13 protein-coding genes are annotated in these 18,933 nt (G+C 72.9%); 3 read left to right on the top strand and 10 right to left on the bottom strand.

Annotated elements, in window-relative coordinates:
• Nucleotides 1-38 precede the first annotated feature (38 nt).
• Nucleotides 39-4,973 carry an SCO7613 C-terminal domain-containing membrane protein gene (locus Vgi01_RS03865; protein WP_204290143.1) on the top strand — a complete coding sequence of 1,645 codons (4,935 nt, stop codon included), beginning with the start codon at nucleotides 39-41 and terminating at the stop codon, nucleotides 4,971-4,973.
• 5 nt (nucleotides 4,974-4,978) lie between these two features.
• On the opposite strand, the gene Vgi01_RS03860 is transcribed toward Vgi01_RS03865, so the two are convergent.
• The 8 genes from Vgi01_RS03860 to mca all read right to left on the bottom strand — a co-directional run bounded on the left by Vgi01_RS03860 (nucleotide 4,979) and on the right by mca (nucleotide 14,771).
• On the bottom strand, nucleotides 4,979-5,980 hold the full coding sequence (locus Vgi01_RS03860; protein WP_204290142.1) for a MerR family transcriptional regulator: 1,002 nt from the start codon (nucleotides 5,978-5,980) through the stop codon (nucleotides 4,979-4,981).
• 21 nt (nucleotides 5,981-6,001) lie between these two features.
• Nucleotides 6,002-6,700: a HEAT repeat domain-containing protein gene (locus tag Vgi01_RS03855; RefSeq protein ID WP_373306852.1), complete on the bottom strand. Its 699-nt coding sequence runs from the start codon at nucleotides 6,698-6,700 to the stop codon at nucleotides 6,002-6,004.
• A gap of 329 nt (nucleotides 6,701-7,029) precedes the next feature.
• Complete coding sequence (gene purE, locus Vgi01_RS03850; RefSeq protein WP_102659661.1) at nucleotides 7,030-7,521, bottom strand: 5-(carboxyamino)imidazole ribonucleotide mutase; 492 nt, start codon at nucleotides 7,519-7,521, stop codon at nucleotides 7,030-7,032.
• Entirely contained in the window at nucleotides 7,518-8,708 is a 1,191-nt protein-coding gene (locus Vgi01_RS03845) for a 5-(carboxyamino)imidazole ribonucleotide synthase (RefSeq protein WP_204290141.1), read from the bottom strand. Before Vgi01_RS03845 ends, purE begins: the two co-directional genes overlap by 4 nt.
• Nucleotides 8,709-8,759: 51 nt before the next feature.
• Complete coding sequence (locus Vgi01_RS03840) at nucleotides 8,760-10,799, bottom strand: thioredoxin domain-containing protein (RefSeq protein WP_102659663.1); 2,040 nt, start codon at nucleotides 10,797-10,799, stop codon at nucleotides 8,760-8,762.
• Between the two features lie 64 nt (nucleotides 10,800-10,863).
• Nucleotides 10,864-13,365, bottom strand: a complete 2,502-nt coding sequence (locus tag Vgi01_RS03835) for a putative bifunctional diguanylate cyclase/phosphodiesterase (protein WP_204290147.1) — start codon at nucleotides 13,363-13,365, stop codon at nucleotides 10,864-10,866.
• A 203-nt stretch (nucleotides 13,366-13,568) separates the two neighbouring features.
• Nucleotides 13,569-13,862, bottom strand: coding sequence for a hypothetical protein (locus tag Vgi01_RS03830; RefSeq protein ID WP_204290140.1), 294 nt, complete (start codon nucleotides 13,860-13,862; stop codon nucleotides 13,569-13,571).
• 48 nt (nucleotides 13,863-13,910) lie between these two features.
• Nucleotides 13,911-14,771, bottom strand: a complete 861-nt coding sequence (mca, locus tag Vgi01_RS03825; RefSeq protein WP_199180281.1) for a mycothiol conjugate amidase Mca — start codon at nucleotides 14,769-14,771, stop codon at nucleotides 13,911-13,913.
• 309 nt (nucleotides 14,772-15,080) lie between these two features.
• On the opposite strand from mca, the gene Vgi01_RS03820 reads away from it, so the two are divergent.
• A complete protein-coding gene (locus Vgi01_RS03820) occupies nucleotides 15,081-15,515 on the top strand; it encodes a DUF4307 domain-containing protein (protein ID WP_204290139.1) in 435 nt (144 codons plus the stop codon).
• 145 nt (nucleotides 15,516-15,660) lie between these two features.
• Nucleotides 15,661-16,158: a transcription elongation factor GreA gene (gene greA, locus Vgi01_RS03815; protein WP_102659667.1), complete on the top strand. Its 498-nt coding sequence runs from the start codon at nucleotides 15,661-15,663 to the stop codon at nucleotides 16,156-16,158.
• A gap of 60 nt (nucleotides 16,159-16,218) precedes the next feature.
• Here the strand turns inward: greA and ilvA are convergent, their stop codons facing one another.
• On the bottom strand, nucleotides 16,219-17,439 hold the full coding sequence (gene ilvA, locus Vgi01_RS03810; RefSeq protein ID WP_204290138.1) for a threonine ammonia-lyase: 1,221 nt from the start codon (nucleotides 17,437-17,439) through the stop codon (nucleotides 16,219-16,221).
• A gap of 83 nt (nucleotides 17,440-17,522) precedes the next feature.
• Nucleotides 17,523-18,932 carry an amidase gene (locus tag Vgi01_RS03805; protein ID WP_102659669.1) on the bottom strand — a complete coding sequence of 470 codons (1,410 nt, stop codon included), beginning with the start codon at nucleotides 18,930-18,932 and terminating at the stop codon, nucleotides 17,523-17,525.
• Nucleotide 18,933 lies beyond the last annotated feature (1 nt).

The raw sequence follows: 18,933 nt of genomic DNA, 5'->3' as shown, positions 1-18,933 counted from the left end.
GCGACAGTGGGAATCCACAGTGTGGGTGGAGGGGTGTCGTGGCGACCTTTCAGTGCTCCTCGTGCCAGCAGGAGATCAAGCCGGCGGTCCGTTGCCCGCACTGCGGCGCGCACCAGCCACAGTGGGCCGAGCACCTGGCGGAGATCGAGCGGTCCATCGCGGAGATGAAGGCGCGCGAGGCCGCGATCGCCAGCGAACAACGGCAGCTCGCGTCCAAGATGCAGGCCGCCATCTTCCAGCGGGACACCCTGGCGCACGCCGGTAACGTCGGCGACGGTCGGACCCGGCAGGCCGGTCGGCCCCGCCGGGTGCTGCGCCGCCGACCGGCCTACAAGTCGCCTGGTGCCGGCACCGTCCCACCCACCCGGCGCAAGCCGAGCGACGGTGGTCCACCGCCACCACGGGTGCCACGGCAGGGCGCCACCGACGGCGCCGAGGATCTGCCGCCGACCACGCCGATCTGGCTGGACGCCGACAATCCGGAGCATCCGCCGGAGGCCTCCTCGCGGGAGGTCCAGAACATCCCCCTCGGCCTCGGCGCGCTGCTGCTCGGCGTGGCCGCCGTGGTCTTCGCCGTCCTCGCGACCAGTTCGATGGATGCGCTGACCCGCCTCGGCATCCTGCTGCTCGCCACCGTCCTCATGCTGCTCGCCCCGCCGGTGCTCACCAAGCGCGGGCTGACCTCGACCGCCGAGACCATCGCCGCGGTGGGACTGCTGCTGGTGCCGCTCGCCGGGTACGCGCTGTGGGCGGTGAACCGGATCGGCGGCGGCTCCGGAGCCCTCTTCGCCGGTGTCATCTTCGCGGTGACCGCCGCCGTCTCCGTCGGGTACGCCGGACTGACCCGGCTCCGCGCTCCCCGCTTCGCCGCCGTGCTGGCCGCCCAGCCGGTGGTGCCACTGCTGGCATACGAGCGGATCAGCGGCCCCGCCGGTTGGGCGCTGGTGTTGACAGTGGTGGCCGTGCTCGACCTCTGGCTGGCGCGCTCGCCGGTCACCGTGCAACGACCGGCCGTCGACGGGTCGACCGATGCCGCACCGGCTGGGGCGGCCACCCCGCGCCAGCGCACCGCCGACGGGCGGCCCGAGGGCGCGCCGGAGGAGTCCGGTGAGCTGATCGACCCCGTCGTCGGCACCCCCGCCGCTGCACCCGCGCAGCCGGTGCCGGGGCTACGGGAGCTGACCTGGGCGCTGCACGGCGTCGCCGTCGTCCTCGCCCTCGGCTACGCGGTGACCGCCCTGCTGCGCACCGCCACCGTGCCGGGTGCGATCGGCGCCGGGCTGGTGCTGCTGCTCGCCGCCACCGTCTGCCTGGCCGGCACGCTGCTGCTGCGCCGCCCGCCGCTGCCCGACATCGGCGCGGGGGTGCTCACCCTCGCCGTCATCGGCGCCCTCGGCCGCGTCGCCTCGGTGGCGTTGCCCGGCCGCTCGCTGCTGCTGATCGCGGCGGTCATCGCGGCCACCGGTCTGGTGGTGCGGGCGGTGCCCGAGTCGGCCCGTCGCGGCCCACAACTGGCCTCCGCGATAGCGCTCACGGTCAGCGGAGTGGTGGTGGCCGGCAGCGCCCTGCGCGCCGGAATCGCACCCGTCGAGGCCGCGCTGCCGGCCTGGGCCGCCAACCTCGACCGGTACCCGGCCGAACTGGCCGCCGCCGCAGGGCCTGCCGGCTGGCAGCTCGCCGCCAGCGCCTTTCTGCTGACCGTGGCGGCGGTGGTGGCGCTGCCCGCCGAGATACGCCGCGAGTTCGCGGTGACCGGTGCCGCGTTGACTGCCCTCGCCGTACCCGCCTCGTTCGGGTTGAGCTGGTCGGTCGCGCCGTGGCCGATGGTGCTGACCGCGATCGGCATCGGTGCGATCGGGTTGTCCGCCCGGACGACCCGGGCCGCCCGGGCGCACGCGGTGGCGGCTGCCGTCGTCGGTCTGGCCGGTGCCGGAGCGGCGTTGGCCCGGCCCGCGCTGACCGCCGCCGTGCTGCTCGCCTTCGTCGTGGCCGGCGTGCTGATCGCCGTCGCCCCTCGGATCCGGCTCGCGCCGGCCGCCGCCGACGAGATCTCCGCCTGGGCGGCCGGCGGTGCGGCCTTCGCCCTGCCCGGGGCGGTGGCCGCGTTCGTCGCCGCCCTCCGGTACGGCGAACCGACGTTGACTCCGGCGAGCCTGCGCGAGGCGACAGTGCCGGTGCTGGCGGCCAGCTTCCTCGCCGTCTGCGTGACGCTCGGCTACGCCGCGATCGTCCAGGTGTCCCAGCGGCACATTCCGATGCCACTGTCGGTGGGGGCCGGCCTCGGTGCGCTGGTGGTCGCGGCTGCCGGATTCGGGGCACCCGGTGCCACCGTGGCGGACGCCTGGGTCAGCGCGTTGCTGCTGGTCGCCGCCGTACTCCTCTTCCTGGCCCCGTCGATCGACGCGGGACGTCGCTCCGACCTGACGATGGACGGCTCCGACCTGGCCGCCGCGGCGGTGACCGCGGCCCTGGTCGCCACGCTGCTGAGGATCGGCACGGTGCTCGCCCCCGGCGGACAACTCGCCGTCGCCGCGGCGTTGGTCCTGGTGGTCGCCGTCGCCGCGCGGGCGATGCCGGAACAGTGGCGACGCGGTCCGGTGCTCGGCCTCGCGGTCGGCGGTGTGCTGATCGGCCTGCTGGCCGGCTGGATGGCGCTGCGCGGTGGCGTCGGCGTCCTGGCGACCCCCGGTCCGATCTGGAACGGCGACCTCAGCGGGTGGCCGGCCGCACCGACCGGTGGCACCACCTGGCAGGCCCCCATCGCGCTGGCTCTGCTGGCGCTCGCCGCCGCCATCCTGCTGCCGCCGCCGTGGCGCTACGACGTGGCCGGCGTGGCGGCGGTCCTGGCCACCATCGGTGCCCCGGCCGCGTTCGACCTGTCCTGGTGGTCGCCGGTCGTGATCGGCGGCATGGTCGCCGCCGTGTTCGCGATGGCGGCCGTCGCCTCCGTCGACCCCCGCGCGGCCCTGTCCAGGATCACCGTCGCCGGGGTGGTCGCGCTGCATGCCGCCGGTGCGGGCCTGGTCCGCCCGTGGACCACCGCGCTGGCGCTGATCAGCGTCGTGGTGATCGGTGCGGTGGTGGCGGCGTTGGCCCGTTCGATGTCGGTTTCCTTCGTCGAGGACATCCGGGCCGAGGGGATGCCGCCGCACCTGGCGCAGATCGGCGGAGCGGCCGTGGGGGCGGCGTTGCTGGCGTTGCCGGGTGCCACGGCCGCGCTGGCCGCCGAGTTCGGTCACCCGCCGCAGGCCATCCTCACCGCCGGTCTGGCCGCCACCAGTCTCGGCCTGGCCGTGGTCGCCGGGGTCCGCGGGCTGATCCCGCAGTACCTGCCCTGGGCGAGCGCCGGTGTGGTCGGCGGCGCGGTGGTGACCGCGCTGGCCGCCGTACCGCTGGGTCTGCAGGTCGGGGTATACGCGGCCGCGGCTGCCCTGCTCGGGGTGCTCGCCGAGCTGGTCCGTGAGGCGACGGAGCCTCCCGCCGATCCGATCCAGCCGCCGCGCCGCTGGACGGTGCTGCTGGACGGGGCGATCCGGCGGACTCCCGACGACGGTCTGCGTCCCCGCTGGCGGGTGAGCCCGGCTGCGGGGGCGTTGGGTGCCGCCGCTCTGCCGACCCTGTTGGCGGTGATCTCCATCGCGCCGGCGTTGTCGGCTGCCCTGGTCGACCCGATCCGTACGCTCCGCCGGGTCTGGCAGGGGCCACCACCGGAGTTGCTCGACCCACCGGCTGCGGCGGTCAACCCGACGCACGTGCTGACCGCGTTGCTGCTGACTGCGACGGCGGCGCTGGCGGCCACCGGATTCAGCGCCGGTCGACGCTCCCGGGCGGTGCCGGTGGTGCTGCCGGGTGCCGCGATCACCCTGTTGATCGCCCCGATCGCGCTGGGCAGTGGCTGGCCGATGAGCACCCGGGCGGCGCTCGTGGTGTTCACCATCTCGATGCTGGGACTGGCGTTGACGCCGCCACCGTCCCTCGTGGAGCGGGCGCGTTCGCTGCGGCTGGCCCGGGTACTCGTCTTCCTGATCGGCTTGGCGGCCGGCGGGGCGGGCCTGGCCGGCAGCCTCGCCACCCGGGAGCTGACCCTGCTCAGCCTCGGCGGTGCGGTCGGGGTCGGCGTGGTGGCGGCGTTGTTCGGCACCACCTCGCGGGCCCGCATCCTCGGCTGGCTGTTCGCCTCGCTGATGGCGCAACTGTTCGTGCTCACCGTGGGCCTGGTGGCCGGGCTCGCGCCGGTGTGGTCCGCCTTCGGGGTGCTCGCGGTCGGTGCCGCGTTGCAGGTCTTCGCCGCCCGACTGCCTCGGCTGCGTCGCCCCGAGGCACGGGTGGAGGCCGCCACTGTGGAATGGAGCGGCCACGCCGCCGCCCTGATCGCGCTGGCTCTGGCCTTCGACTCGCCGCGGCACATCGCCGCGCTGCTGGCCGGCTGGGGCGCGGTGCTCGGCGTCGCGGCGATGCGGCCGGGGCGTCGACCGGTGGAGCGGCGGATCCTGTTCTGGGCGGTGGTGATCTGCGAGATCACCGCCTGGTGGATCCTGATGTGGGTGGCCGACGTGGCGCTGCCCGAGGCGTACACACTGCCGTTCGCCGCGTTGGCCCTGCTGGTCGGCGTCCTGGAACTGCGGCAGCGGGCCGACATGAGCAGCTGGGTGGCGTACGGTCCGGCGCTGGTGGCCGCCTTCGTACCGACCCTGGCGATCGTGCTGGCCACGGATTCGAGCACGCTGCGTCAGGTGCTGCTGCTGCTCGGTGCGGTGGCCGTGCTGGTCTTCGGGTCGATGAGCCAGCAGCAGGCGCCGGTCATCGTGGGTGCGGTGGTGACCGCCATCGCGGCGGTGCACGCCCTGTTCAGCCTCGGCCCCTGGCTGGCGTTGATCCCGGTCGGGTTCCTGCTGCTGATCCTCGGCGCGAGCAACGAGCGTCGCCGACGCGCCCAGGAACGCCTCCAGACCGCGCTGCGGGGCATGCGCTGACGCCTCTACCGCGCCGCGCGTAGTCGGAGCAGGTGCGCGGCGGTGTGCGCGACGACCGGGTCGGCGTCCGCCGACAGGTCGGCGAGGGCCTGTGCGGCGGTGTCCCCCGGAATGTCCGCCAGCGCCCCCACCAGCCGTCGACGGGTGGCCGCGTCGGCGGCGGCATCGAGGCGTTCGACCAGGCGGGCGGAGATCTGCTCCGCCAGGGCGGCCTCCCCGGCGAGCACGCTCAGCGCGTCGGCCGCGTCGACGTCACCGGCCTCCTCGACGACCATGTCGACGAGGGTGGGAACCGCGTCGGCGACGCCACGGGCCCCGAGCGCCAGGGCCGCGTACCGGCCGACCGCGAGGTCCGCGTTGGCGAGGGCGTCCCGCAACAGTACGGTCGCAGCGTCGCTCGGGATCTCGGCGATGGCTTCGACGGCCCGTCTGCGTACCTCGGCCGTCGGTGCGTCGAGGCCCTCCGCCAGCAGCGCCAGCCCACCCTCGCCCGACTGCGCCAACGCCCAGCGCAGGGCGCCGGCGACGTTCGGATCCTCTTCGCTCAGCACCGCCTCGACCAGCGCCTCCACCGGCATCGCTGCCGCGCGCGGCAGCGACAGGGCGGCGCGTTGACGTTCACCGGCGCTGTCCGACCGCAGCGCCTGAAGGAGCGCCACGATCTGGAGCACCTCCGCCCAGTCGGCGGGTTCCGCGGCACCGACTCGACGAAGTCGGGTGAGCAGATCCGTTTCGGCAGCGATGCGGTTCCGGGTCTGCCGGATGAGGTCGTCCACGAGCGCCGCAGGTGCGAACCCGGGGTCGTCGAGGGCCCGCCGGACCTCCCGCAGCGACAGCCCCAACGACCGCAGGCTCTCGATGTGGAAGATCCGCCGGATGTCCTCGTCCGCGTACTCCCGATAGCCGGACCCGGTCCGACCCGTCGGCCGCACCAGCCCGAGCGCCTCGTAGTGCCGCAGCATCCGGGCACTGACCCCGGACCTGCGGGCCACCTCACCGATCAACACGGCCCGTCTCCCTCCTGCCCGTCACCCGGCATCCTGGTGGGCCGGGCCGAGGGCGACGATGCGTTTCGCCTCCTCGACGGCGAAGTCGAAGCCGGTGTCCGGGTCGCGCCAGAGCCGCTCGGTGGAGATCGCGTGCTGGCGTACCCGCGGGTCGGGATGGGTCGTCGCGGCGCGCAGCACCGGCATGATCACCTCGCCGAGCCCGACCAGTGCCCGGCTGAGGCTCAGCTGCGTCTCCCGCTCGCCGCGCCCGAGCTGCGTCGCCAGCACCGCGACCAACCCGGATTCCGCACCTTCCGGCACGAGTACGACCGCAGCCCGCCAGGCGCTGCGCGCCACCTCGTCGTCGGCGTCGGTCAGCAGCTCGTGAGTGATCGCCGGCCAGGCCCGCCGGTCCCCGATCTTGGACAGCGTGTGCAACGCCTGGCTGCGCGCCTGCCCGGACGCCGAGCGCAGTTCCTCGATCAGCCTGGGAACCGTCACCGAGGCCGGCTGTCGGGTGAGCGCCCAGGTGAGCATCTCGCGCACGAAGAACTCCGGCTCGACCGCGCACCGCTCGACAAGCACGTCCACAACCTGCGGATCCGGGGTCGTCCCGGCCGCCAACGCCACCCGCAACCGCACCGACGAACTACCGTGCGCCAACCCCGCACCCACCCGCCCCGCCTGCGCACCCCGCTCTGTCTGTGCGGCCTGCGTAGCCCGCTCTGACTCGGCCACTGCAAATCACCCCCGCGCCCAGTCCACCCCTTCTCACGATGTCAAGGTCAACCCCACCCCCGTCATCACCGCCGCACCGTCACGCCGAGACGGCAAACACGCAGCAGCAGAACCCCACCATTACGGCATAACGGAGTCGAGAAGAGCTAAACAAACCGGGGGGTCGAGAAGAGCTGAGCCACCAGGACAGCCCGCCCAGGGCAGGGCTGGGGGGCGACCGTCCCCGGCGCAGGGATCAAGCCTGACCGCCCGGAGCCGGGGACGGTCGCCCCCCAGCCCCAACCGCAACCAGCGAAAACCGCAACCAGCGAAACCCGCCAGCAGAAAACCTAAGCCAGAGAAGCCCGCAGAGCCGCGTCCTTCTCCGCGACCAACTGCTCCAGATCGGCCTGGTACGCCGACATCCGGTCGAGCAGGGCCGGGTCGGACGCACCCAGGATGCGGACCGCGAGCAGTCCCGCGTTGCGGGCGTTGCCGATCGACACGGTGGCCACCGGCACACCGGCCGGCATCTGCACGATCGACAGCAGCGAGTCCATGCCGTCGAGGTGCTTCAGCGGCACCGGGACTCCGATCACCGGCAGCGGCGTGACCGAGGCGATCATGCCGGGCAGGGCGGCGGCACCACCCGCACCGGCGATGATGACCTTGAGGCCCCGCCCGGCGGCGGCCCGCCCGTAGTCGATCATCTTGACCGGGGTGCGGTGCGCGGAGACGACCTCGACCTCGTACGGCACCTCGAACTCGGCGAGCACCTCGGCGGCGGCCTTCATGGTCGGCCAGTCCGAGTCGCTGCCCATGATCAAACCAACGGTGCTCACGCCGTTCCCTCCGTGCCGTCGCGCAGCCAGCGCATCGCCCGTGCGGCGCGGGCGCGTACCTCGTCCAGGTCGTCACCGAGCACCGTGACGTGCCCGATCTTGCGGCCGGGGCGGACCTGCTTGCCGTAGAGGTGCACCCGGGCGGTCGGTTCGGCGGCGAAGAGGTGGTGCAGCCGCTCGTCGATGGGCATGCCGCCAGGCTCACCGCCGAGCACGTTCGCCATCACCACCACCGGCGCGGTCAGCGCGGTGTCGCCCATCGGGTAGTCCAGCACCGCCCGCAGGTGCTGCTCGAACTGCGAGGTGCGGGCGCCTTCGATGGTCCAGTGCCCGGAGTTGTGCGGGCGCATCGCCAACTCGTTGACCAGCAGTCGGCTGCCGCTGGACGTCGAGGGGTCGGCGACCTCGAACAGTTCCACCGCCAGCAACCCCACCACGCCGAGCGCGGTGGCCAGGTCGATGCCGAGCTGCTGGGCGGCCACCGCCAGTTCCTCGGGCAGGTCCGGCGCCGGCGCGAGCACCTCGACGCAGATCCCGTCGCGCTGCACCGTCTCCACCACGGGATAGACGGCGACCTGCCCGAACGGGGACCGGGCCACCTGCACGGCCAGTTCGCGCCGCAGCGCCACCCGTTCCTCGACGATCAGCTTGGTGCCGCCGGCGAGCAGCGTCTCGGCCAGCTCGGTGGCCTGCGCGGCGTCGCCGACCGGCCAGACTCCCCGACCGTCGTATCCACCCCGGGCGGCCTTGACCATCACCGGCCAGCCCACCTCGTCGCCGAAGGCCACCAGGTCGGCCGTCGACTCGACGGGCCGCCAGGCCGGGTTCGGGGCGGCCATCGCGTCGAGCCGCTCCCGCATCACCCGCTTGTCCTGGGCGTGCACCAGGGCGTCCGCCGGCGGGTAGAGCTTCACCCCTTCGCCGGCCAGGGCGCGGATGTGCTCGGTCGGGACGTGCTCGTGGTCGAAGGTGACCACGTCACACGCCTTGGCGAAGGTGCGCAGTGCGGCCAGGTCGGTGTGGTCGCCGTACTGGACGTCGGCGGCCACCAGGGCCGCCCCGTCGTCCGGCGTGAGCGCGAGAACGCGCAGCGACTGGCCGAGGGCGATCGCGGCCTGGTGGGTCATCCGGGCCAGCTGGCCACCACCCACCATGCCGACAACAGGCAGACCGGTACGGGAATCCATAGCCGCGCCAGCCTATCGGGGCCGGTCGGGACGCTGCCCGGCGGATCCGGCTCAGGTCAGCTGCGCCACCAGGTCCTCGACCGTGTCGACCGGCCGCTGACAGACGAAACCCCGGCAGACGTACGCGGCGGACCCGCCGTCGAGCAACGGCCGGTCGGCCAGCAGCGGTACGCCGGCCTGGTCCGGCTGCCCGGCCACGATCACCGCGCCGGGCGGGGCGTGCCGGTGCGCCGCCGCGACCAGCGGGTCACCGGCGGGGTCGGCGGTGACCACCGCGATCTCGTACGGCCCGGAGAGCAGCGCCTCGCCCACCGTCGCCGCGTAGCCGGTGAACCGGGCGTGCCGCCCGACGATCGGCGCGACGGTGGACAGGGCCGCCTCGGCGACCTCCCGGTAGCGGGTCTGCCCGGTCAACGCCGAGTACGCCACAAGCGCGGCAGCGATCGCGGAACGCCCCGAGGGGGTGGCGTTGTCGGTCGGATCGGCGGGGCGGGCCACCAGCTGCTCGGCGTCGTCGGCGGTGTCGTAGAACGCGCCACCGGGGGCGGCGAAGTGCGCCAGCGCGGTGTCCAGCAGCTGCCCGGCCCACTCCAGCCATCGTCCTTCACCGGTGACCTGGTGCATGGCGCAGAACGCCTCGGCCACGCAGCCGTAGTCCTCGAGCACGCCGGCCGGCTCGCCGACCCGACCGTCCCGCGAGGCGCGCCGCAGCCGCCCGTCGACCAGGTGCACCCGGGCGAGGTACTCGGCGGTGTCGCGCATCGCACCGTCGGCGACGATGGTGACCCCCTCCAGCAGGTTGGCCTCCCCCTCGGTGCCGATCCGACCGGAGGTCTCGACCAGCCGGACGAACTCGGCGAGCGCGGTGACGGCCAGGCCGTTCCAGGCGGCCACCACCTTGTCGTCGCGGGCCGGCTGCGGGCGGGTGTCCCGGGCGGCGAGCAGCCGGCGTACGACGTCCTGCCAGCGCTCCCGTACGGCCGGGTCGGCGTCGTCGACGTCGCGGGCCAGCTTCAGCACGCTGGTGCCGTGCTCGAAGGTGCCGCTCTCGGTGACGGCGAACAGGTCGGCGGCCCACCGGCCGTCCTCGTCGCCCAGCACCTCGACGAGTTGGGCCGGCGTCCAGACGTAGGTGAGCCCTTCGACGCCTTCGGTGTCGGCGTCCAGCGCGGAGGCGAACCCCTGGCCGGGTCGGTGCAGCTCGTCGGCGAGGAACCGGGCGATGTCCCGGGCCACCCGCAGTGCCAGCGCGTCACCGGTGAGCCGCCACAGCTGGGTGTAGACCCGCAGCAGCAGCGCGTTGTCGTAGAGCATCTTCTCGAAGTGCGGCACGGTCCAGTGCCCGTCCACCGAGTACCGGGCGAAGCCGCCGGCGAGCTGGTCGTGGATGCCGCCCCGGGCCATCGCCTCGCAGGTGTGCCGGACCATCTCCAGGCTCTGCGGCGAGCCGGTGCGCTGGTGGTGGCGGAGCAGGAAGAGCAGGTTCAGGTGCGGCGGGAACTTCGGTGCGCCACCGAAGCCGCCGTTGGTCTCGTCGTACTCGCTTGCCAGTTGGGTGGCGGCGGCGTCGAGCAGGTCGGCGGTGAGCGGGGCGGTGGGGCCGCCGACGGCCTGGGCCCCGCCGACCGCCTCGACCACCGCGGCACCCTGCCGCAGTACGGCGTCGCGCTGCTCACGCCACGCGGTGCCGACCGACTCCAGCAGCCGGACGAAGTTCTGCCGGGGGAAGTACGTTCCACAGTAGAACGGGGTGCCGTCCGGGGTCGCGAAGACCGTCATCGGCCAGCCACCCTGGCCGGTCATCGCCTGGGTGGCGGTCATGTAGACCGCGTCGACGTCGGGGCGCTCCTCACGGTCCACCTTGATCGACACGAAGCCCTCGTTGAGCAGCCGACCGACGCCCTCGTTCTCGAACGATTCGTGCGCCATGACGTGACACCAGTGGCACGCGGAGTAACCAACTGAGATCAGCACCGGCACGTCGCGCCGCTTGGCCTCGGCGAACGCCTCGTCACACCAGGGCCACCAGTCCACCGGATTGTCCGCGTGCTGGAGCAGGTAGGGGCTTGTGGCGTGAGCGAGTCGATTCACCCCCCGACCCTACCCATCCGCCACCGTCCGTCATGAGGTTGGCGGCACAGGTTGAGCGCAGGAGTCAGGAGGCACCGTCGGCGCGCAGCGGGAGGACGTTTGTGGGGGTCTGGCGGGCCAGGGAGTTGAGCACGGCGGCGATCTTGTCGGCGGGCATCGGCTTGAAGAAGTGGTAGCCCTGGGCGGCGGTGCAGCCCAGCTCGGTCAGGGCCGAGCGTTGGGCGGCGGTCTCCACGCCCTCGGCCACCACCCGCAGGCCCAGCTCGTGGGCCATCCCGACGGTGTAGCGCACGATGGCCGCCGCCTCGGGCGACTCACCCATCCGCAGGACGAACGAACGGTCGACCTTGAGTTCGTCCACGGCGACGCGGGCGAGGAAGCTGAGCGAGGAGAAGCCGGTGCCGAAGTCGTCGACCGCCAGTTGGACGCCCATCGCCCGCAGGGCGGAAAGCACCTGGTCGATGACCTCCAGCTCGCTCATCACCACGGTTTCGGTGATCTCCAGGACCAGCCGGCCCGCCGGCACCTGATGCCGGCACAACGCCTCGGCGATCTCGGTGGGCAACCGGGGGTCCAGCAGGCTCCGGGCGGAGATGTTGACGGAGATGGGGATGTCCAGACCCTCGCAGGCCCAACCGGCGGCCACCGCCAACGCCTTGTCCAGTACGTACCGGGTGAAGCTGCCCAGCTGGTCGCTGTTCTCCACCGCCCGGATGAAGTCAGCGGGACTGAGCAGGCCCCGGCGTGGATGTCGCCACCGGATCAACGCTTCCACGCCGGTCGGCGCCCCGGTGGCCAGGTCCACTGCCGGCTGCAACACCAGGACCAGCTGGTCGTCGGTCTGCAACGCCTCACGCAGCTCGGCGAGCAGGGCCAGCTGATCGGTGCTTGCCGCATCCCGCGTGCTGTCGTACGTGGCCACGCTTTCGCCACCCGACTTGGCCTGGTACATCGCGATGTCGGCTCGGCGCAGCAGCTCGGTCAGGTCGGCGGTGCCGGCGGCGGCGACCACCACCCCGACGGACACCTCGACGGACATCCGCACCCCGGCCACCTCGGCCGGCGCGGCCAGCCGCTCGGCGACCTCCCGCGCCTGACGCAGGGCGTACGCCAGCGCAGCGGTGTGGTCCCCCAGCACCGGCACCGACGTCAGCAACAGCGCGAACTCGTCTCCGCCGAGCCGGGCCAGCAGGTCACCGGGGCGGGTCAGGGCGGTGAGCCGGTTCGCGGTCAACCGCAGCAGCTGGTCGCCGGCCGCGTGCCCGAGCGTGTCGTTCACCTCTTTGAACTGGTCGACGTCGAGCAGCAGCAGCGCGACGGGATGATCGTGCGCGAGCTGCCGCAGCGCCTGATCACCCTGGCTGAGCAGGGCAGCCCGGTTGACCAGCCCGGTCAGCGGATCGTGTACCGCCTCGTACGACGAACGCGCGGTGACCAGTCGCAGCTCCCGGTGCGTCGCCGCGTCGTGCAGCGCGGCGGCCAGCGCGTCGGCGTACGCGGCGAGGGCGTCGCGTTCCCGCCCGCTGGACGGGGCGGTACGCGGCAGACGCACCCGCAGCCGACCCACCCGGGTGTCGCCCACCGACAGGTCACGGACCAGTTCTTCCGAGTCGGTCACGTCCCTGGGCGGCGGTATCTCGCGGTCGACCAGTCGCCCACCGGGATCACCCCGGTAGCGCCACCAGCGTCCGTCGGCCCGGGCCACCTCCACGTCGACGATCTCCGCCTCGAACAGCGCCAGCGCGCCGGTGACCCCCGCCACCGCCACCCCGCGCTCGTCGAGTTGGTTGAGCGCTGCCGTGGCCTCGGCGAACGACCGCCACGTGCGTCGTTCGCGGTCGTCGCGCAGCCGCTGCCGGTAGGTCTGCTGAAGCAGCCAGAGCGCGACGGGCAGCAGCAGCAACCACCGCAGGTCGATCTCGATGAGCACCACGACGAGTACGCCGACCACCAGGTTGCCGACGAACATCAGCAGCTTGCCGCGCACCGCGGCGAGCAGCGGGCGACCGATCGGCATGCCGTGGCGCACCGACAGCATGAACCCGCCCAGCGCCGCGCCCGCCAGCAGGTAGGTGACCGCCCCGGCGGTGACCGCGAGCGCGAGTGCCGGCGTCAGGGGTGCCAGCAGCGGCTGACCGATGGCGGTGGTGACCGCGACCGCCAGCGCGACGGCGGCCGTCTGAGCCCCGGCGATGCGGGCGACCTCCCAGGTGGTCCGGCCTTCGTCCACGATGGTCATGGCCGTCCAGGCCAGCGCGACGCCGAGCATGGCCGCTGCGGGCAGCCACCCGGGCGGCACCAGGTGCAGGCAGACGATCAGCGCCGCCTCGGCCCAGGTGACGCTGACGACGCCGGCGGCGGCCCGGAACCGCAACCGGGCCAGCTGCGACAGGGCGAAGGCGGCCACCGCGATGCCGAACCGGGCCGGCCCACCGAGCGGGTCGTCGACCGGTAGCCGCGCGGGGAGACTCAGACCGACGACGGCCGCGACAAGTGCGGTGCACAGGACTGCGGCCGTGAGCAGATGCAACCCGAGTGGGGTTCCACGGCCATCGGGCCGATCGATCGAGTGACCGGCCCTGCCGGAGGTCACCGACCTCCTCCTGCCGGCCGACGGGAGGACACGTGAGCGGCGGACACGATCGCCATGCTCATCGACGCCCCCTCCCGCGCAGCTTGAGGACTTCCGGTCCCCCGGCGGAAGGCTAAGCCAAACGCGGTGGTCGCAACAGGGGGCGACCATCCGGTTCGACGTGAATCATGCCCCGCTCAACCGTCCCGGTGCTGCTGGTGCCGGTTGGCGGCGTCCACGGATGAATCCGCCGTGACGGTCCCATCTGTCGGATCACTGACCGTCCGGCCCGCGGCGTGCCGGCGCACTTCGGGCTGCTGGGCGGGGAACTCGTCGGGCAGCCTGCGCAGGCGGGCGTTCATGTTACGGATCAACAGCACGGTCGCGGCGCCCAGAACCAGGATGAGGAACAGGCCCATCGGACCGGCCAGACCACCCGTCCGGGTGTCCCCGAAGTTGTTCTGCGCGAGCACCTGGACAGCGGTCAGCATGGAATTCCTCCGAAATGCGGTATCCGGCCAGGATAACCGGCCGGCAGGTCAGCGGGCATGGGCCGTCTGCCGTACGCCCGCGAACAGGTCGGACTCGGGCAGCGGGCTGTCGACCAGCGACCGGGCCAGCTGGAAGTCCTCCGTCGGCCAGGCCCGCTGCTGAAGCTCCATCGGCACCTGGAACCAGAAGCCGTCCGGGTCGACCTGGGTGGCGTGGGCCCGCAGCGCGTCGTCCCGGACCGGGAAGTATTCGGCGCAATCCACCCGGGTGGTGATCCGGGGACCCTTGTCGATGCGGCCCTCCCAGCGGGTCAGCCACTCCTCGTACGGGGACTCGGCCCCGGTGGCCAGGATGGCCTCGTGCAACGCCAGGATCTTGCCCTTGGAGAACCCGATGTCGTAGTAGAGCTTCAGCGGCTGCCACGGCTCGCCCAGCTCGGGGTAGCGCTCCGCGTCACCGGCCGCCTCGAAGGCCGCCACGCTGATCTTGTGGCACATGATGTGGTCGGGGTGCGGGTAGCCACCCTCCTCGTCGTACGTGGTGACGACGTGCGGGCGGAACTCACGCATCAGGCGCACCAGCGGACCGGCGGCCACCTCGACATCCTGCAGGGCGAAGCAGCCCTCGGGCAGCGGCGGCAGCGGATCGCCCTCGGGCAGGCCCGAGTCGACGAAGCCCAGCCAGGCCTGCTCGACGCCGAGGATGGCGCGAGCCGCGTCCATCTCGGCCCGGCGGATGTCGCCGATGTTGGCCCACACCTCCGGTCGATCGAGCTTGGGATTGAGAACACTGCCGCGCTCGCCGCCGGTGCACGTCACGACCAGCACGTCCACACCCTCGGCGACGTACTTCGCCATGGTCGCGGCGCCCTTGCTCGATTCGTCGTCGGGATGTGCGTGGACGGCCATGAGTCGAAGTTGCTCTGCCAACGTCGGCGCTCCTCGTCTCTGCCCAGTGATCGTCCACCCGCCGGGCCACCCTGGCCTGCGGGATTCCTGCCCGTCGCGGTGCGGGCCCGCGCCAGCCTGTCATATTTGACGTCAGCCATCATTGGCACCAGGCACTCTTGACGCCACGGAACCCAGAAGAACCGGGCCGCCACGAGAAGCCGAGCAGCCATGAAGACCGAGCAGCCATGAAGACCGAGCCGGGCAGAAGGACGAACCTCCGCCATTCTTGCCCATACCGCCGACAACAACGCCAGGAGATACCCGCCGGTGACCGAGACGCACGCCACAATCCCACCGGGCGCGCCCGTGTTCCCGCCCGGCCGGTACGGACGCCGCCGGGAGCCGGGCCGCCGTCGACCCCTGCTGACCGTCCTTCTGGTGGTCGTTTCGGTGGCCGCGCTCACCGCCGTCTCGGTCCGGCTCTACCGGCAGTACGGTGACCCGACGTACGACGCCCAGGTGATCACCTACACCGACATCACGGACAACCAGGTGGTGGTCGACTTCCGGGTGAACCTGCCGGAGGGCGGGTCGGCGGTGTGTCTGCTGCGCGCCCGCGACAACGCCGGCGCGGAGGTCGCCCGCGAGGAGGTCCCGGTGACTGCGACCGAAGGGCAGCGCCAGGTCACCGTCCGGCATCGGCTGACCACCACTGCACGCCCCTTCATCGGCGAAGTGGTCCGCTGCCGCCCGCCGGCCTGAGGCCACCGGGTCCGTCCGGCCGCCCCCCGTCGGTCCGCCCGGCGGCCGAGGTGGGCGACGTGATCGCCGACACTCCTTGTCGTACGACACTGGTAACTTAAAGGTTCACCTGTCAGCCAGCACGCACAACCGAGGAGGACCGCCTGTGTCCAATGGCAACGAGGCGCCCGCCACCTGGCTGTCCCAGGACGCGTACGACCGCCTGAAGGCCGAGCTCGACGAGTTGATCGCCAACCGGCCGATCATCGCCGCCGAGATCAACGCCCGGCGCGAGGAAGGCGACCTGCGCGAGAACGGCGGCTACCACGCCGCCCGTGAGGAGCAGGGCAAGGCCGAGGGACGCATTCTTTACCTGAAGGAGCTGCTCCGCACGGCCCAGGTCGGTGAGGCACCGACCGTCGACGCGGTGGCCCCCGGGATGGTCGTGACGATCTACTTCGACGACGACGCCGACGACACAGAGACATTCCTGCTCGGCTCCCGCGAGATCGCCTCGACCACCGATCTCACGGTCTACAGCCCCGAGTCGGCGCTCGGCAAGGCGATCCTGGGCGGCAAGGCCGGCCAGACCTGCACCTACACCGCGCCCAGCGGCGCGGACATCAAGGTGACAGTGGTCAGCTTCGAGCCGTTCTCCGGCTGACTCCCACCCGGCGTCGCGACCGCCGGCACCCGCGTTACGGAGGCGTGACACCCCACGGTGTCACGCCTCCGGCGCGATGGTCACCTGATAGCCGCTGTCCCGCAGGGCACCGATCAGCTTCACGGAGTGCTCCACCCCCCGGGTCTCCACCGACAGGGCCACCTCGACCTCGCCGAGGCCCAGGCGCGGGTTGGCCCGCTGGTGCACGACGTCGACCACGTTGGCCCGGTGCTCGGCGATCTCACTCAACAGTGAGGCCAACTGCCCCGGCCGATCCGAACAGCGCACCGTGATCCGCAGATAACGACCGGCCGCCGCCAGTCCGTGCTCGATGACCCGCAGCATCAGCAGCGGATCGATGTTGCCGCCGGAGAGCACCGCCACCACCGGGGTCTGCACCTCGACCACACCGGCCAGCAGGGCGGCCACCCCCACCGCACCGGCCGGTTCCACCACCTGCTTGCCGCGCTCCAGCAGCATCAGCAGCGCCCGGGAGATGTCCTCCTCGGTCACCGTGACGACCTCGTCGACGAGCTTGCTGACGTGGGCGAAGGTGATCTCGCCGGGTCGGCCCACCGCGATACCGTCGGCGATCGTCGCGAAGGCGGGCAGGCGTAGCGGCTCGCCCGCCTTCAGTGACGGCGGGAAGGCGGCGGCCCCGGCCGCCTGCACCCCGATCACCCGCACGTCCGGGCGCAGCGCCTTGACCGCCACCGCCATCCCGGAGATCAGTCCACCGCCACCGACCCCGGTGACGATCGTCTTCATCTCCGGGCACTGCTCCAGGATCTCCAACGCCACAGTGCCCTGTCCGGCGATGACGTCCTGGTGGTCGAACGGATGGATCAGCACCGCGCCGGTCCGCTCGGCGTACGCCTGTGCGGCGATCAGGGACTCGTCGACGTTGGCGCCGACCAGTTCGACCTGGGCGCCGTACCCCTTGGTGGCGGCGACCTTCGGCAGTGGCGCGTTCACCGGCATGAAGACCGTGGCCCGGGCGCCGACCAGCCCGGCGGCCAGGGCCACCCCCTGGGCGTGGTTGCCGGCGCTCGCGGCGACCACCCCGCGCTCCCGCTCCGCCGTCGACAGCCGCGAGATCCGCACGTACGCGCCCCGCACCTTGTACGACCCCGCCCGCTGCAGGTTCTCGCACTTGAGCCAGGTCGGTCCGCCGAGCGCGGCGCTCAGCGGACGGGACGGCTCCAGCGGGGTGGTACGGGTGACGCCGGCGATCAGTTCCCGCGCTGCTCGCACGTCGTCCAGGCTGACAAGTTCCGTCATGCCCCGATCGTGCCACCCAGCCCGTGGGATGCCGGCAGCGCCCGGCACGCCCGCGGCTCACACCGCCGCGCGCGGTGGGTGGGTCACGCGGTGGCCGGCGAGCCGGTGCCGACCCGGGGATAGCCGGGGGCGTGCCGGGACCAGGGGGCCTCCATCTCGAACTGGCCGGCGACGCCGAGCAGGAGCAGCTCCGAGCCGGGTGGCCCGACCAGTTGCACGGCCAGCGGCAGCCCGTCCGGGCGGCGGCCCACCGGCACCACCAGGGCGGGCAGCCCGGCCACGTTCCAGGGCGCGGCGTACGGGGCGTACCTGATGCTGGCCAGCATGTTCGCCTGCCAGGACCGGGCCGACCAGCTGGTGGCCGGCGGCGGTGCGGCGGCCAGCGCCGGGGTGAGCAGCAGGTCCACCGAGTGGTCGGTGAAGAAGCCGACGGAACGCTCACGCCAGGCGAGCCGGTCGGCCTCCCGGACGTACCCCCGTCGCAAGGCCCATTCGCCGAGTGCCACGTGTCGCCGGCTGCGCGGTTGCAGGCTGCGTCGCTCGACTCCGGCGGCCCGCACGTCCGCAGCGGCGGCGGCGAACCAGGTGGCGATGCCCTGCAGGCCGAGCGCGGTCGGATAGACCGGGTCGGCGGGCACGGTGTCGTGCCCGGCGGCGGCGAGCAGCCGGCCGGCGGCGGCCACCGCGTCCCGGTTCGGAGCGTCGGCCGAGACGCCCCGCACCGGCGAGCGCAGCGAGACGCCGACGCGCAGCCGCTGCGGCGGAACCAGCTTCTGCTGGGCGCGGCCGGCGAGCACCTGGAAGCCGACCGCCGCGTCGGCGACTGTGGTGCTGAGCATGCCGTGCTCGGTCAGCCCGAACCAGTCCTCCGCGCCGAGTTGGCAGGGCACCACGCCACGGCCGGGCTTCAGGCCGACCAGACCACAGCAGGCCGCCGGGATCCGGATCGAACCGAGCCCGTCGTTGCCGTGCGCGATCGGCACCAGCCCGGCCGCCACGGCCGCCGCCGCGCCACCGGACGAGCCGCCGGGGGTACGCGTCAGGTCCCACGGGTTGCGGGTGACCCCGGTGTCGTCGTCGGTCACCGCCCACAGGCCCAGCTCCGGCATCCGGGTCACCCCGAGGATCACCGCGCCGGCACCACGCAGTCGGCGGACCACCTCGTGGTCGGCCTCGGCCACGGAGGTACGCACCGTCGCGGAGCCGTTCCAGGTGGGCACGCCGGCGACCGCAGTGTTCTCCTTGACCGCCACCGGCACCCCGGCCAGCGGCAGGTTCGCCAGGTCCTCCTGCTCGTCGACCTTCTCCGCCTCGGTGACCGCCTCCCCGCCACGCACCGTACGGAACGCGGCGAGGTCGGCGTCGGCCTTCGCGATGTGGTCGAGATGGTCGGCCAGCACCTGGGTGGCCGAGACGTCTCCTCGGCGTACCCCTCGGGCGATCTGTTTGGCGGTCGCCCCCACCCAGGTCGGCATGATGTCCTGCACGGCCACC

The sequence above is a fragment of the Micromonospora gifhornensis genome (assembly GCF_016863515.1).
GTDB classification, from domain to species: Bacteria; Actinomycetota; Actinomycetes; order Mycobacteriales; family Micromonosporaceae; genus Micromonospora; species Micromonospora gifhornensis.
This window is presented reverse-complemented; position numbering and strand designations above follow the sequence as displayed.

Bases quoted from the DNA above. Each gene is read 5' to 3' on its own strand.
- mca (WP_199180281.1), bottom strand. From the start codon at position 14,771: ATGGCCGTCCACGCACATCCCGACGACGAATCGAGCAAGGGCGCCGCG.
- Vgi01_RS03845 (WP_204290141.1), bottom strand. From the start codon at position 8,708: ATGGATTCCCGTACCGGTCTGCCTGTTGTCGGCATGGTGGGTGGTGGC.
- Vgi01_RS03830 (WP_204290140.1), bottom strand. From the start codon at position 13,862: ATGCTGACCGCTGTCCAGGTGCTCGCGCAGAACAACTTCGGGGACACC.
- ilvA (WP_204290138.1), bottom strand. From the start codon at position 17,439: ATGACGGAACTTGTCAGCCTGGACGACGTGCGAGCAGCGCGGGAACTG.